At 37.4% G+C, this 14,009-nt stretch carries 17 protein-coding genes; 10 read left to right on the forward strand and 7 right to left on the reverse strand.

Going from position 1 to position 14,009, the window contains the following annotated elements; translation table 11 throughout:
* Positions 1–94 precede the first annotated feature (94 nt).
* Positions 95–907, reverse strand: a complete 813-nt coding sequence (locus tag FS486_RS15160; protein ID WP_144512729.1) for a YitT family protein — start codon at positions 905–907, stop codon at positions 95–97.
* A 231-nt stretch (positions 908–1,138) separates the two neighbouring features.
* On the opposite strand from FS486_RS15160, the gene FS486_RS15165 reads away from it, so the two are divergent.
* The 8 genes from FS486_RS15165 to FS486_RS15200 all read left to right on the forward strand — a co-directional run bounded on the left by FS486_RS15165 (position 1,139) and on the right by FS486_RS15200 (position 7,795).
* On the forward strand, positions 1,139–1,780 hold the full coding sequence (locus FS486_RS15165) for a VTT domain-containing protein (protein ID WP_144512502.1): 642 nt from the start codon (positions 1,139–1,141) through the stop codon (positions 1,778–1,780).
* Between the two features lie 195 nt (positions 1,781–1,975).
* Positions 1,976–2,404: an Rrf2 family transcriptional regulator gene (locus FS486_RS15170; protein ID WP_144512504.1), complete on the forward strand. Its 429-nt coding sequence runs from the start codon at positions 1,976–1,978 to the stop codon at positions 2,402–2,404.
* An 80-nt stretch (positions 2,405–2,484) separates the two neighbouring features.
* Positions 2,485–3,123 carry an NAD(P)-dependent oxidoreductase gene (locus tag FS486_RS15175; RefSeq protein ID WP_144512505.1) on the forward strand — a complete coding sequence of 213 codons (639 nt, stop codon included), beginning with the start codon at positions 2,485–2,487 and terminating at the stop codon, positions 3,121–3,123.
* Positions 3,124–3,128: 5 nt separating this feature from the next.
* A complete protein-coding gene (locus FS486_RS15180) occupies positions 3,129–4,178 on the forward strand; it encodes an LLM class flavin-dependent oxidoreductase (protein ID WP_144512507.1) in 1,050 nt (349 codons plus the stop codon).
* A 208-nt stretch (positions 4,179–4,386) separates the two neighbouring features.
* Positions 4,387–5,907 (forward strand): aldehyde dehydrogenase, encoded by a 1,521-nt coding sequence (gene adh, locus FS486_RS15185; RefSeq protein WP_144512509.1) that lies wholly within the window; start codon positions 4,387–4,389, stop codon positions 5,905–5,907.
* A 20-nt stretch (positions 5,908–5,927) separates the two neighbouring features.
* A complete protein-coding gene (locus FS486_RS15190) occupies positions 5,928–6,284 on the forward strand; it encodes a DUF779 domain-containing protein (protein ID WP_144512510.1) in 357 nt (118 codons plus the stop codon).
* A gap of 114 nt (positions 6,285–6,398) precedes the next feature.
* A complete protein-coding gene (gene nfsA, locus FS486_RS15195) occupies positions 6,399–7,130 on the forward strand; it encodes an oxygen-insensitive NADPH nitroreductase (protein ID WP_144512512.1) in 732 nt (243 codons plus the stop codon).
* On the forward strand, positions 7,127–7,795 hold the full coding sequence (locus FS486_RS15200) for a DNA alkylation repair protein (protein ID WP_144512514.1): 669 nt from the start codon (positions 7,127–7,129) through the stop codon (positions 7,793–7,795). Before nfsA ends, FS486_RS15200 begins: the two co-directional genes overlap by 4 nt.
* Before the next feature lie 103 nt (positions 7,796–7,898).
* On the opposite strand, the gene FS486_RS15205 is transcribed toward FS486_RS15200, so the two are convergent.
* From FS486_RS15205 to FS486_RS15220, 4 genes are all read right to left on the reverse strand, one after another.
* A complete protein-coding gene (locus tag FS486_RS15205) occupies positions 7,899–8,981 on the reverse strand; it encodes a CAP domain-containing protein (protein WP_144512516.1) in 1,083 nt (360 codons plus the stop codon).
* A 17-nt stretch (positions 8,982–8,998) separates the two neighbouring features.
* Positions 8,999–9,532: a superoxide dismutase family protein gene (locus FS486_RS15210; RefSeq protein ID WP_144512518.1), complete on the reverse strand. Its 534-nt coding sequence runs from the start codon at positions 9,530–9,532 to the stop codon at positions 8,999–9,001.
* 101 nt (positions 9,533–9,633) lie between these two features.
* On the reverse strand, positions 9,634–10,803 hold the full coding sequence (locus FS486_RS15215; protein WP_144512520.1) for an MFS transporter: 1,170 nt from the start codon (positions 10,801–10,803) through the stop codon (positions 9,634–9,636).
* 13 nt (positions 10,804–10,816) lie between these two features.
* Positions 10,817–11,212 (reverse strand): MarR family winged helix-turn-helix transcriptional regulator, encoded by a 396-nt coding sequence (locus FS486_RS15220; RefSeq protein ID WP_144512522.1) that lies wholly within the window; start codon positions 11,210–11,212, stop codon positions 10,817–10,819.
* Positions 11,213–11,391: 179 nt separating this feature from the next.
* On the opposite strand from FS486_RS15220, the gene FS486_RS15225 reads away from it, so the two are divergent.
* Positions 11,392–11,670 (forward strand): hypothetical protein, encoded by a 279-nt coding sequence (locus FS486_RS15225; protein WP_144512524.1) that lies wholly within the window; start codon positions 11,392–11,394, stop codon positions 11,668–11,670.
* A gap of 53 nt (positions 11,671–11,723) precedes the next feature.
* Here the strand turns inward: FS486_RS15225 and FS486_RS15230 are convergent, their stop codons facing one another.
* Positions 11,724–12,200 (reverse strand): transporter, encoded by a 477-nt coding sequence (locus FS486_RS15230; RefSeq protein ID WP_395940861.1) that lies wholly within the window; start codon positions 12,198–12,200, stop codon positions 11,724–11,726.
* 48 nt (positions 12,201–12,248) lie between these two features.
* A complete protein-coding gene (locus tag FS486_RS15235; RefSeq protein ID WP_144512527.1) occupies positions 12,249–13,427 on the reverse strand; it encodes an alanyl-tRNA editing protein in 1,179 nt (392 codons plus the stop codon).
* 130 nt (positions 13,428–13,557) lie between these two features.
* Here FS486_RS15235 and FS486_RS15240 point away from each other — a divergent pair, with 130 nt between their 5' ends.
* Positions 13,558–14,001 (forward strand): ASCH domain-containing protein, encoded by a 444-nt coding sequence (locus FS486_RS15240; RefSeq protein ID WP_144512529.1) that lies wholly within the window; start codon positions 13,558–13,560, stop codon positions 13,999–14,001.
* Positions 14,002–14,009: the final 8 nt, after the last annotated feature.

The following is a 14,009-nucleotide window of genomic DNA, read 5'->3' on the forward strand; positions in this document are numbered from 1 at the left end:
TTTATTTTAAAACAAAAAAGACTGTAGGCAAACTCGAAATTTCGAGTTTGTCTACAGTCTGAACCGATTGCAGGTATTGCAATCGGTTTTTACTTTAGTGAATATCTTTTTTCTTAAATCGTCCACCACGGACTTCTGCGATATTTCCAATCGCTAAAAATGCATGATCGTCAATTTCTTCTACAATCGATTTTAGTTTTGCTTCTTCTAACCGAGTAACAACTGTGAAGATAACTTTTTTATTATCCCCCGTATAGGCACCTTCGCCGTGTAAGTATGTTACCCCACGACCGAGACGATCCATAATAGCATCCCCGATGTCCTCAATCTGCTCACTAATTATATAGATGGACTTAGATTCATCCAACCCTTGAATAACAATATCAATCGTTTTGAAAGCGATGAAATAGGCTAAAAATGAATACATCGCCTGTTCCCATGTGAATACAAAGCCTGCCACACTAAAAATAACGAGGTTAATAATCATAATAATCTCGCCTACTGAAAATGGTAAGGCTTTGTTAAATAGAATTGCTAATATTTCAGATCCGTCTAAGGAACCACCATTACGAATTACGAGACCGACACCCATCCCTAAAACGATTCCCCCAAACACAGTTGAAAGTAATAAATCAGAAGTGATAGCATCGATATTATGTAAGTAAGATGTACAAATAGACAAAACAGTAATACCAAACAAGGTTGATAATGCAAAGGTTTTACCTATTTGTTTATAACCAAGGAAAAAGAACGGGATATTGAGGATAAATATAAAAATACCTAAACGGAATCCCGTAAGATGTGAAATGATGATAGATACTCCCACAACACCACCGTCTAGTATTTGGTTGGGTACTAAGAATAGCTCCAATCCAACCGCCATTAAAATGGCTCCGATGGCAATCATAAATGTACGCGCAAAGATGACTTTTTTAGGAGTATTTCTATGTGGAGTCTTTTTTGGTTCTAGTACTATGTCACTCAATTTAATCTCCTCTTTTCTGAAAATGTACCTATTCTTTTAGTTTATAGAATATAGTTATATTATTAAAGTGAAAAGCGTTTCATGTCATAAAAGTAGTCTTTTCAGACGTGTGTTATAATAAATGAGAAATTTTCTATGAAAGTGAGAATATAAATGGGAATTATTCAAGGGTTGATCAGTTTTATTTTACATATTGACGAGCATTTAGTAGATATCATTCAAATGTTTGATGTATGGTCGTATGCGATTTTGTTTTTGATTGTTTTTGTGGAAACGGGCGTTGTCATCTTTCCTTTTTTACCTGGTGATTCCTTATTGTTTGCAAGTGGAGCATTTGCTGCAGTTGGAGCGTTTCATCTGGGATTATTGATACTCGTGTTTTTCGCGGCAGCTGTACTTGGAGATACGATGAATTATCACATAGGAAAAAAGATTGGTACTTCGATACCTCCCAATAGCTTTCTTGGTAAATGGATCAATCAAGATAAAATGTTAAAGGCACAGCAGTTTTTTAATAAGCACGGTGGTAAAACGATTGTTATAGCACGTTTTATGCCTTTTATCCGTACATTTGCACCGTTCGTAGCGGGAGCGAGCCAGATGCGTTATCGTTACTTTATCCTCTATAATGTAATGGGAGCTGCATTATGGGTAGGCTTATGTACGATGCTTGGTTATTTCTTCGGGAATATCCCAATCATTAAAGAAAACTTTTCAACGGTTTTATTGCTTATAATATTCATCTCTGTATTACCTGGTATAATTGGATTTTTCAAAGGTCGAATGAAAAAATAGATGAAAGTGTTGCAAATGCTGCAACACTTTTTTAAGATAGGCAAGTTTATACACTTGATTTATTTCTACTTGCGTTACTACATAACTTCACTATCATGCCCTCTCTTATTCTTCTTGGAAACTTCTGAAAAGGATTATTTTATTGACAAAAATATCGGATGTAATTATGATGGTTACATCGAAAGGTGGTACGATATGAAAATCAGTAGTCGATTTACAGTTGCTGTTCATATACTATCTCTCATAACTTTAGATCGAAACATTGTTTGTACTTCTGAATGGATTGCAGAGAGTGTTAACACAAATCCAGTAGTTATTCGAAGGGTAATGGGTAAATTAAAAAAAGCTGGACTCATAGATATTCGACGTGGGCTTGGCGGGGCTACTCTTCAAAAACCTTTACATGACATATCATTATTAGATGTATACCGTGCGGTTGAAGTAGTTGAAGAGGGAGAGCTTTTTCAAATGCATGAAAATCCCAATCCCAATTGCCCTGTAGGTGCTAATATTCAAGCTGTGCTGGAGCTCATACTTTCCCGTGCACAAGAAGCAATGGAAGCAGTTTTAAAGGAAATTACGATGGAAGAGCTAGTTAAAGTATTAAGCCAAAAAATTGGATAATTTATATTCAATTTTTTTGTAATAGTTGTAACTGTTTAGGTTACATCTATTTATATGAATTTAATCGGAGGGAAAAAAACATGAAAATAGGAGTTATTGGAGCAACAGGAAAAGCAGGAAGACTTATCCTAGAAGAAGCAAAGTTAAGGGGTCATGAAGTGACGGCAATTGTAAGAGAAGCTGCTAAAGTGACTACTCAAGACGTTAAAGTTTTGGAAAAAAATATACATGAACTTACATCAGAGATAATAAAACAATTTGATGTAGTGGTTAATGCTTTTGGTGCTCCCCTTGGTGATGAGCAAGCGCATGTGGATGCGGGGCATGCTTTAATAGAAGCCCTTAAAGGAACGGATACAAGGGCAGTTGTAGTAGGGGGCGCTGGAAGCTTATACGTAGATGAAGCCAAGACGGTTCGAGTAATCGACACACCTGATTTTCCAGATATATTTAAGCCAACTGCCACAGGACAAGGGAGAAACTTAAAAGAATTACAAGAGACAACTGATATTAAATGGACATTTGTTAGTCCTGCTGGTCACTTTGATCCAGATGGTACAAGAACAGGATCTTATAAATTAGGAAAAGACAATTTAATATTAAACTCAAAAGGTGATAGCTACATTAGTTACGCAGACTACGCTATTGCCATTGTAGATGAAATAGAAAATCCTCAGCATATGAATGAACGTTTTTCAGTTGTTTCAGAAATGGAGTAAAAATAATGGGTAATGGAATTGAAATCGGTATATATACACTAGGAGATATCGGTATGAATCCTCATACTAAAAGTACAATGAGTATGCAGCAACGCCTAAAAGAAATAATAGAAATGGCTAAACTGGCAGATGATGCAGGGCTTGATATTTTTGGGGTAGGAGAACACCATCGCCTAGATTACGTGGCATCTTCTCCGGCGGTGGTCCTATCTGCTATCGCTCAAATAACAAAGAACATCAAGTTGACCAGTGCAACGTCTGTGTTAGGCACTTTGGATCCAGTTCGGTTATTTGAGGACTTTGCAACAGTAGATTTATTATCAAATGGTAGGGCCGAAGTTATAGCGGGAAGAGGGGCATTTATAGAGTCGTTTCCTTTGTTTGGATATGATTTAGACGACTATGATGCTTTGTTTGAAGAAAATATCAAGTTGTTTCAGCAGTTGAATAAGGAAGAGATTGTCTCCTGGCAAGGACAATTTCGTTCGAATCTTACAAATGCTATGATTTCGCCTCGACCAGTTCAAGAGAAGCTTCCACTTTGGGTCGGTGTTGGTGGAACACCCGAGAGTGCGATTAGAGCAGGAAGGCTTGGAACTGGGATGGCACTCGCTATATTAGGAGGAGATCCTATACGATTCAAACCGTTAGTGGATTTGTATCGTCAAGCGGGCTTAGAAGCTGGTCATACGAGTAATAGCTTAAAGGTGGGGGTAACTGGCCATACTTATATAGCAAATGAGTCCCAACAAGCAAAAAATGAGTTTTACCCATATTATTCGAACTATTGGACCTATGTAAATAAGCAAAGAGGGGTGGAAACTAGAATCTCTCGTACTGAATTTGAACAGATGACGAGACCAGAAACAGCTCTTTTTGTAGGCAGTCCTGCAGAAATTATTGAAAAAGTTTTATATCAATATGAACTTTTTGGACATCAGCGATTCATCGCGCAAATGGATATCGGTGGGCAATCTCTGAAAGAGATTGCAAAAGGGATTGAACTTCTCGCTTCAAAAGTCGCTCCGGTAGTACGCAGAGAAACAAGTAAATAGCTATAAGAAAGATGGTTCAGTTGCAGTTACGCAATTGAGCCATTTTTTATATAAATATATTAAACTAAATAATTGTAATCTTTAGTCTAATCTGACAGAATGAATATAAGACTATTTTTATTTTAATAGTTTTGCAAACGCATACAAATCTATGTGAAGGCATATATATTTGTGATGTGCAAAAGATACTTAGGGGAGGAATTACAGAATGGTTTATGCATTTCCGAATACAGAAGGCTCGAAGGTTTCGTTTAAGGACAAGTATGAAAACTATATTAACGGTGAATGGACACCCCCAGTAAAAGGACAATACTTTGATAATGTTACACCAGTTACAGGTAAAGCATTTACACAAATTGCACGGTCAACTGCAGAAGATATTGAGCTGGCATTAGATGCGGCACATGCGGCAAAGGATGCTTGGGGCAAGACTTCTGTAGCAGAACGTTCAAATATATTAAATAAAATTGCGAATCGTATGGAAGAAAATCTAGAGATGCTTGCAGTAGCAGAAACATGGGACAACGGAAAAGCAGTACGTGAAACGTTAAATGCCGATCTACCGCTCGCAATTGATCATTTCCGTTATTTTGCGGGAGCAATACGGGCACAAGAAGGCGGATTAAGTCAGATTGACAACGATACGGTTGCCTATCATTTCCACGAACCGCTAGGTGTAGTCGGACAAATTATCCCTTGGAACTTTCCTATTTTAATGGCAGTGTGGAAGCTTGCACCGGCACTCGCAGCTGGTAACTGCGTAGTCTTGAAGCCTGCTGAACAAACACCAGCATCTATTTTGGTGCTAACGGAGCTAATCGGAGACCTATTGCCACCTGGTGTTTTAAATATTGTGAATGGTTTTGGTTTGGAAGCTGGAAAGCCACTAGCTTCTAGTCCACGTATTAGTAAAATTGCATTTACAGGAGAAACGACTACTGGAAGATTGATCATGCAATATGCTTCTCAAAACTTAATCCCAGTAACATTAGAACTCGGAGGAAAGTCTCCAAATATTTTCTTTGAAGATATTATGGATGAAGATGATGCATTCTTAGATAAAGCGGTAGAAGGATTCGTTCTATTTGCCCTTAACCAAGGGGAAGTATGTACATGCCCTTCACGTGTTCTCATCCAAGAATCTATCTATGACAAATTCATGGAACGTGTTCTGGCACGAGTTGAAGCTATTCAAACAGGAAACCCATTAGATCCGAATGTTATGATGGGGGCACAGGCATCTACTGAACAAATGGAGAAAATCCTATCTTATTTAGATATTGGTAAGCAAGAAGGAGCAGAATGTTTAATCGGTGGGGAACGTAATACGCTAGACGGAGAATTTGCAGAAGGCTATTATATTAAACCAACCGTGTTCAAAGGAAATAATAAAATGCGCATTTTCCAAGAGGAAATTTTCGGTCCAGTTGTGTCTGTTACGACATTTAAAACGAAGGAAGAAGCATTGGAAATTGCAAACGATACGTTGTATGGACTAGGTTCTGGTATTTGGACGCGTGACATGAATACCGCGTACCGTTTTGGAAGAGGAATTCAAGCAGGTCGTGTATGGACAAACTGTTATCACCAATATCCTGCACATGCTGCTTTTGGTGGGTATAAAATGTCTGGAGTAGGACGTGAAAATCATTTGATGATGTTGGGTCATTACCAACAAACGAAAAACTTACTTGTGAGCTATAGTGAAAACAAACTAGGGTTTTTCTGATAAAGGAAGGGTGAGTGTGGATGGTTGAACGCGTAATAGCTACAGACGCTGCACTGGAACTCATTGAATTATTGAAAAACAAGCATGGTGATTTAATGTTCCACCAGTCAGGAGGCTGCTGTGATGGTTCTTCTCCCATGTGTTATCCAAATGGAGACCTCATCATCGGTGATCAAGACGTGCTCCTAGGTTCGATTGGGAATATGCCATTTTATATGCATAAAAGCCAGTTCGATTACTGGAAGCATACGCAGCTTATTATTGATGTAGTGGAGGGCAGGGGAGGAATGTTTTCTCTCGAAGGAGTAGAAGGGAAACGTTTTCTCACAAGGTCTCGAGCGTTTACTGATGAAGAAAACAAACAATTACAAGCTTAACTAAAAAGCGAATTGGAGAGTCGATTTAGACTTTCTAATTCGCTTTTATTTCGTCTAATGATGGGATTAGGCTATACTGTACACATAATAATTGAATGAAAGAGGTTAGAGACAATGGTAGAAAAACTATTACGTGCGCATGCATCAGTCAGAAAGTACAAAAATTATACATTATCTACAGAAGAGGTTACAGAGCTTATTGAAACAGCTCAACATGCGGCAAGTTCCCACTTTGTGCAAGCGTATAGTGTTATTTGGGTAACAGATGAATCAAAAAAAGAAGAGCTCGGAAGATTGTCCAAAAACCCTAAGCAGTTCGAAACGGCAGGGGCAGCTTTCCTTTTATGTGCAGATTTTAATCGTCTTCAGGTTGCGGGAAATCTACATAATACGAATATTGAAATAGATACGACAGAAAATGTATTGGTTGGAACTGTCGATGTGGCCCTATTTGCTCAAAATTTAGTTATTGCTGCAGAATCTAAAGGATATGGTATTTGCTTCATAGGTGGTGTACGTAATAACCCAACAGAGATTAGTCAATTGTTTGACCTGCCACAAGGTGTCTTCCCTCTATTTGCAATTACATTAGGTGTGCCAGATCAGCAAAATGAGGTAAAGCCCCGTTTGCCAGTAGCTGCTGTATTACATGAGAACAAATACAATAGCAAGAAATATGAATTGTTGTTGAAAGAGTATGATCATACGATGGAAGAATATTATGCAGGCCGTGAAACCAACCAAAAAGTAACAAATTGGACATCTCAAATGGCTGAATTTCTTGAAAAGCCACGTCGGCCACATATGGCGGAGTTTCTTGCAAGTAAAGGATTTCATTTGAAATGAAGTGGTCAACAGAGCTAGTGAAAAGCTATATGGAGCCACATCGCAATAAAGAAAATGCAATGCCAATGGCTAATTATATGAAAAATAATTTTCCGTTCCTAGGTATCAAAACGCCAGAACGAAGAGCGATATTACGTCGACTTATAAAAGAAAATGAAATTCCTCCATACTCAACAGTAAAAGATGAAGTATGGGCACTTTTTCAATTAGAAGAGAGAGAATATCATTATATAGCAATTGAATTATTCGCTAAATACTCAAACCAATTAACGGTAGAAGATTTACCATTTTGCCTTAGGCTGATCGAGCATAAGTCATGGTGGGATAGTGTGGATAGTATCGCTCCTAAAATCGTTGGAGACATTGTCAAAGCCAATCGGATAGAAGGGGAGGCTGTTATGATAGAGTGGGCTAAGTCTGCTAATATGTGGACAAATCGGGCTTCTATTCTACATCAGCTCAAATATAAGAAGGATACTAATGAGGAACTCCTATTTGCAACCATTAAACGACATGCAGCTTCAAAGGAGTTTTTCATCCAAAAATCGATAGGCTGGGTACTAAGAGAATATGCAAAAACAAATCCTGAGGTTGTGCGTCAGTTTGTAGAAAGCACGAAATTAGCCCCTTTAAGTAAAAGAGAAGCGCTAAAGCATATTAAATAGGAAAAGTAAGAAAAAGGTGCTCCAATCACAAACGCGGTATAATTCCATTTTAAAAGTACCATGAACGGGGTGTTCATGGTACTTTTTCATAGTCTTTCCTATCTTATTTTGAGTAAAAATTCTCCGTATAATAAGGTGTTGCGTCTTCGTTAAAAGCGGTACCGACTCCTAGATTGCGATAATCAGCACTTAAAATGTTTTTTCGGTGTCCCATAGAGTTCATCAAGCCTTCATGGGCAAAAATACTGCTCGTTTGTCCATAAGCTAAATTTTCACCTGCGTAAGTAAAGACTAAACCGTCCTCTTCAAGCCGATCGAAAGGAGACAGTCCATTTAAATTCTCATGGCTAAAATAGTTGTGAATCGCCATATCATCACTATGCTTTCTTGCGGTGTCACTTACTGCTTCATCATAGGAAAGAATAGATAGGCCACGAATGACTCGAGCAGAATTCGTGAGATCGAAAAGTTGAAATTCAAATCCTTTCATTAGCTCTTCAGATGGCTCACCAAATGTGGTAGAATGATTTTTCTCTACTGATTCTTCGATAATTTGAATTGCCGTGATCGTATTATTTTCATGCAAATCATAAAAGAACGTGACATAATTTCCATCGATTAAAAACAAATCATATTCTCCTGTATCTGGAAGAATATAAATGATGTTTCCTTTCTTCATCTTCTTAATAGGTTCCCCGAGTTTGGAAAGGACTTCATCTCTTGTGCTATCTAAGTCCAAACCTAAGAAAGAAGATTGAGAAGGCTGATTAGTGAACATGGCATTCACTGTGTTTTTGCTATCGTAAGAAACCATCATAAAATTTTGATAATCTTCATGGTACGTATGCCATACTAAATTGTATTCATTCAAGCTTACCCGTTTTGCATTTCCATGAATTTTCTCAATATCACTTTTTTTCATGCCAATGGAGATTTGGTCTAATTCAATACCACCACCGGGAAGTGTTTGCTGATTGGAAGAAATATTCGTGGTTGGTTCGTTTTTTATTTCTTTCCAGTATGCTTTTGCTTCATTTAAATAATGAGTGACCTCTATAGTATTAATCCATTCATCTACGGGTTCTAAAAAAGAAAGGTCTACATATTTCGCAGCATGCTCTTCCCATAATGGTCTAGAAAAGAAAAGGGCCAACAGTAAAAAGAGTAACCAACCTATTTTTCTCATCCACTTCACCTTCCAACTTACTTGCTAATTTCCCCACATACAATTCGTTTTCCTGAGTTACCAGAGGGATCTGTTTTATAATCATCTGCATTTTCATGAATAATGAGGGCACTTCCATCTGCATCTAACAATGAATTGCTCTTTCCAGCGGCTAAGACGACCGCAGGAGAAACTGTTTCTACTTCCACTTTACCATCTTCGCCGACTTCGATGTTAGGCAAATCACCTACATGATAGCCTTTTGGATTTTGGAAACCATGTTCTTTTTGGGTAGAGTTAAAATGGGCTCCAGCTGTTGTGAACTCGGGTTTCTCACATTTAGCTGTTTCATGGAAATGGATACCTTTCACACCTGGTGTTAGCCCCTCTGCCTTTAATAGAATATGCACACCTTTAGTATTGTCTGTAAGTGTTGCTTGACCAACTTCTTTCCCTTCGCTGTTTATCAATGAAACCTGAACTTGTTCATTCAAATCTGCATCTACTGATGGAAAACCACACCCACTAAGTATTACTATTAAACCCAATAAACTAATGAATTGCTTTTTCATCGTATTCCCTCCTAATTATATGTTCACTCAAGTCTTACCAAATGAAGGGTTTATATACATACATAATCAATAAAATTGGAAAAGAAAACCGTTCAGCGGGTTTACGCTAAACGGTCTTTTTTCTTTTGTAATGCTATAAACAAGGCAAGTGCTACAATTACAATTGCACTAGATAATAAATATAAATTTTGGTAACCAAACTGTGTGGCAACAATCCCAAGTACGAAAGATCCTATTGCTAAGCCTGTATCAAAGAGAGTAAAGAAAGTAGCGGTTGCGTAACCACTTCTTTCATATTTAGTCGATTGGATAGCGAGTGTTTGTAAGCTAGGGACAACAGCTCCGTAACCAAGACCGATAAAAGCTCCCGATAATAGGAAAAGGAAAGGTGAATTCATCAGCGCCAGTAAAACAAGCCCGATAAAGAAAGATAGAAGACCGGGAATAATAATGTACTTCGCTCCTTTTTCATCAAAAATTCTCCCTGTAAAAGGTCGAGTCACTAGCATTACGAGGGCGAATACAGCAAAAAAGCTACTTGTTAAATGCAATACCCCTTTTTGTTGAGAATAGATAGATAAATAAGATAAAACACTGGCGTAGGAAAAAGCAACTATACTAGCGTTTAAAGCAACAGGCAATGCTTTTTTCTCAAATAGATCATTCCACGTTAATTTTGTTTTTGCTAAAGGTGTAGAAGGTTTCTTATCAGCTGGTATCATGAGTGCTGTAAGTGCACCAAGTATTAGTAAAGCTGTTAATACTAAAAACATGATATCGTACGTGAAAAATTGAATAATGGTTAAGGTAACAAACGGGCCTATAACAACTGCCAAGTTCGTAGACATAACAAAATAACCTAAACCAGCACCCCGTCTAGCAGGGGGAACATTATCTGCAGCTAAGGATCCACTTGCAGTAGTGGCGATACTAAAGAAAATACCTTGTACAAGTCGTAAGGCTAATAATGCTTCAAAAGGTTGTACAAAATAATATAATGCTGTACATATTAAATACAAAAGCAGTGTAGTCCAAAGTACTTTTCTCTTACCCGCTAAGTCTAAAATCTTGCCAGAAAAAGGTCGTACGATAATTGCTGAGATTAAAAAGATAGTCATTAATAAACCCGCATCTTTATCAGAGCGAGATAAAATATCAGTCGCGTAAAGAGGCAGGGCAGCTACTAAACCATAAAATATAATAAAAATTGAAAAATTTGTTGCAAACAAACTAATAAATGCTTTTGTCCATATAGGTTCTTTGTTCTTCAAAAAACATTACTCCTTATTTAATTTTCTTTAAGATTTCAATCAGTGTCTTTTCTTCTTCTTTTGAAAGATTAGAGACCATTCTATTTTCAAACTCAAGGATAGAGTCTTTAATTGTTAAAAAATCTTCCGAAGCTTTTTCGGATAAACAAACAATTTTCTCACGACGATCTTTTCCAGGACGAATATCTATCCATCCAAGCTCAACTAAACGGTAAACCGTACGAGTAATAGTAGGTGCTTCCACATTTAAATATTTCCATATTTGAGTTAGAGACATCTCTCCGTGTTTTTGAATACAGTATAAAACCGACCATTGTGAAGCGTATAAATTATGTTTTTTTAATGCTAGATTTACCTCATTAGTTAAAAAGCGTGTTTTCTGAAAAAGTTCATGAAAAAGTGGGTTCATCGTTTAAATGGCTCCTTTTATAAGTAATAAAGAAATTTATTTACCTAGCTAAGTATATTTTACTCCGATAAGCATGTTTTGTAAAGTAAAGTTGAAAAGAGATGATAATACTTTTGAATTGAATATAGAAAGTTTGTACAAACTAATTTGAAACTGCGAGAAAGAGGAGGAGGGAGAAAATGACGGAGTTTCCGATGATACATACGAATATTTGGGACTCTCTTTGGGCAGTGCCGATTATCATTATTGTGACCGAGGTATTGAAGAGAACTTTACCTATACGACCTCAATATATATCGACAATAGCTACGAGTGTTGGTCTGATCATTTCTGTTTTTATAAGTCATCCCCATAATTTGTCTGCAGGTATATTTATGGGTTTTTTTTATAGTGGTGCAGCGATTGGATCCTATTCTTCCATAAAGACTTCGTTAAAAGCATATCGTGGACGAACTTAAAAAAGGACTATAAGCAACCTAGCTGCTTATAATCCTTCTCCCAAAATACAGTATTAGAAACACTGAAAAGATGAGATTCTATTTAAATCTGTTCCGTAAAATGTCCACATACGTCCAGTCCATCTAAACCCGGCGACAGATCTTCTACCGACAAATGTTGGATAAAACCAGAAAGAACTTCCGTTTACAAGCCAAATGAATGTATTTCGGAATAAACAACCTCTTATAGCGCCAGCATCTACCGCAAAAGTCCCTATAGACTGTTGCTGACGTTGGGGAACGAATGAGGGAGGTGGGCTTGTTGGCGGATTTCCTTCAAGATTGTTTTGTTGTCCTGGTGGTGGAAAACTAGGTGGAGCTGATGGTCTTTGTTGTCCTGGAAATTGTCCAGGGAAAAGACCAGGGAACTGATCGATGGGTGGCATCATAGGCATCATATTCCCCGGGAAATTTTGAATGCCGGACTGAAATTCGTTTTGTTCATTTGGAAATGGAAATTGATTGTTCAAAGTAAAAAATTCTCCTTTCATCACATTGTCAAATTAGTATATGAAAGGAGGATTTTTATGGAACGGTGATTAACCTTGTTGAAAATATAAAATGGCTTTTTCTATAAATTGCTCACTAGATAGTATAGTATCTCCCCCGCCTTGCGCAATCATTTCATTGCCCCCGCCTTTACCGTTTATAAGAGGAAGGATTTGGGTAACTAATTCCTTCATGCTTTGTTCGATTGCATTCCCTTTTGCTGCTACTAATTGTAGCTTGCTATCATTTTCGGCTACAAATAAACAAATGCTTTCAGGTGACTCGGTTACAACCATCTTTGCAAGCCTTTGTAGTTCTTGGATGGAACGATTCTGAAAAGTAGCAGAGATAATCGTTTTTTCTTTTGTTGTCATTAGTTCCTTTGCCTCGTATTGATATAGGGATTCTTTTAAATCTGCTAGTTGTTTTTCAAGTGATTTTTCGTTATTTAATAAATGTTTTGCGGCATCTACCAGTTTTTCTTCTGGGGAGCTAAGAGTGCCAATTAAATCTAATAACACGTCTTGCTTTCGATGTAAATGAGTAAGAACCCTTTCCCCACACACAAATTCCACTCGAATAAACCTTTTTTGTTTTTCCGTCTGAAGTATTTTAATAGCCCTTACTTGTCCAGTTTCATTGGGATGTGTACCCCCACAAGCGTTGTAATCAAAGTCTGGAATAATGACGAGTCTAATGTTTTCTGTCAGCTTAGTAGCTTTTCGAAGCTTATATTGTGCAAGTTCTTCTACCGTTACCCATTTTGTTTCGATAGGTCGGTTTTCTAGTATGATTTGATTGGCGAGTTTTTCCGCTTCTCTTAATTGTTGTTTAGAAACTGTAGTCGTATCCAAATCGATGGTCGCACTTTCTTTGCCTAGGTGAAAGCTTACGGTCTGTAAACCAAACAAACTTTCAAAAGCAGCTGATAAAATATGCTGTCCTGCATGTTGTTGCATATGGTCAAAGCGTCTAGCCCATTGGACAACTCCTTCCACCTTTTCCGTATTTGCAGGTAAACTTTTTGCAAGGTAATGCCTAATTTCTCCATCGACTATTTCAACATTTGTTACGTTAACTCCGTTTAATGTTCCAATATCATGGGGTTGTCCACCGCCAGTAGGGTAAAACAAAGTTTCCGAAAGAACAACAAAGTCTCGTTCTAGTTTTTGAATGTTTGCAGTAAACTTTTGAGCGTATGAATTTTCATAATATAATTTGTTTGTCATTCCACTTTACTCCTTCTTGAATAAGCTTGAGCTTTAAATAGTAAGATAAATACTACCATTTGCAATAGTATTTATACAATTGTTCACCTATACTAAAATTATACAGGAACGAGGAAACGAGGAGTCAAAAATGAATGAACTGGCGAAAAAATATTGGAATGTTTTTTGGCAAGGCAAGGAAAAACCAAAATCTGTGAGTGCATGGCAATTCGGAGGGAGTCCAGATGAATTGGCGCAGCTAGTAATAGATGGAGTAAAATCTGCGACATGCTCTGGGCATATATTTTATGAGATAGAAAAAGAACCTCTCCCAAAAGTGGATGATTATAGTATTGTATTAAACAGCAAAGATCAACCTGTTTGCATCATTCGTACATCTGAAGTGACTATAGTACCGATGAATAAGGTTACCGAAGAATTTGCTTATGCTGAAGGCGAAGGAGATCGTTCATATGAATATTGGAAAAGAGTGCATATTGACTTTTTTACCGATGCATTAGGAGAAGTAGGGCTAGATTATTCGGAAGATATGCTGCTGGTTTGTGAACGATTTGAATTGATTGATATTAAATAATGGGGTGA

It is taken from the genome of Bacillus sp. FJAT-22090 (assembly GCF_007676755.1).
Lineage (GTDB): Bacteria > Bacillota > Bacilli > Bacillales_A > Planococcaceae > Psychrobacillus.

What these genes read in the sequence shown, in the direction of transcription:
- FS486_RS15225 (WP_144512524.1), top strand. Translation starts at nt 11,392, where the DNA reads ATGACGGAGTTTCCGATGATACATACGAATATTTGGGACTCTCTTTGG.
- FS486_RS15165 (WP_144512502.1), top strand. Translation starts at nt 1,139, where the DNA reads ATGGGAATTATTCAAGGGTTGATCAGTTTTATTTTACATATTGACGAG.
- FS486_RS15170 (WP_144512504.1), top strand. Translation starts at nt 1,976, where the DNA reads ATGAAAATCAGTAGTCGATTTACAGTTGCTGTTCATATACTATCTCTC.
- FS486_RS15205 (WP_144512516.1), bottom strand. Translation starts at nt 8,981, where the DNA reads ATGAGAAAAATAGGTTGGTTACTCTTTTTACTGTTGGCCCTTTTCTTT.
- FS486_RS15235 (WP_144512527.1), bottom strand. Translation starts at nt 13,427, where the DNA reads ATGACAAACAAATTATATTATGAAAATTCATACGCTCAAAAGTTTACT.
- FS486_RS15175 (WP_144512505.1), top strand. Translation starts at nt 2,485, where the DNA reads ATGAAAATAGGAGTTATTGGAGCAACAGGAAAAGCAGGAAGACTTATC.
- FS486_RS15180 (WP_144512507.1), top strand. Translation starts at nt 3,129, where the DNA reads ATGGGTAATGGAATTGAAATCGGTATATATACACTAGGAGATATCGGT.
- nfsA (WP_144512512.1), top strand. Translation starts at nt 6,399, where the DNA reads ATGGTAGAAAAACTATTACGTGCGCATGCATCAGTCAGAAAGTACAAA.
- FS486_RS15200 (WP_144512514.1), top strand. Translation starts at nt 7,127, where the DNA reads ATGAAGTGGTCAACAGAGCTAGTGAAAAGCTATATGGAGCCACATCGC.
- FS486_RS15160 (WP_144512729.1), bottom strand. Translation starts at nt 907, where the DNA reads ATGATTGCCATCGGAGCCATTTTAATGGCGGTTGGATTGGAGCTATTC.
- adh (WP_144512509.1), top strand. Translation starts at nt 4,387, where the DNA reads ATGGTTTATGCATTTCCGAATACAGAAGGCTCGAAGGTTTCGTTTAAG.
- FS486_RS15190 (WP_144512510.1), top strand. Translation starts at nt 5,928, where the DNA reads ATGGTTGAACGCGTAATAGCTACAGACGCTGCACTGGAACTCATTGAA.
- FS486_RS15220 (WP_144512522.1), bottom strand. Translation starts at nt 11,212, where the DNA reads ATGAACCCACTTTTTCATGAACTTTTTCAGAAAACACGCTTTTTAACT.
- FS486_RS15240 (WP_144512529.1), top strand. Translation starts at nt 13,558, where the DNA reads ATGAATGAACTGGCGAAAAAATATTGGAATGTTTTTTGGCAAGGCAAG.
- FS486_RS15230 (WP_395940861.1), bottom strand. Translation starts at nt 12,200, where the DNA reads ATGAAAGGAGAATTTTTTACTTTGAACAATCAATTTCCATTTCCAAAT.
- FS486_RS15210 (WP_144512518.1), bottom strand. Translation starts at nt 9,532, where the DNA reads ATGAAAAAGCAATTCATTAGTTTATTGGGTTTAATAGTAATACTTAGT.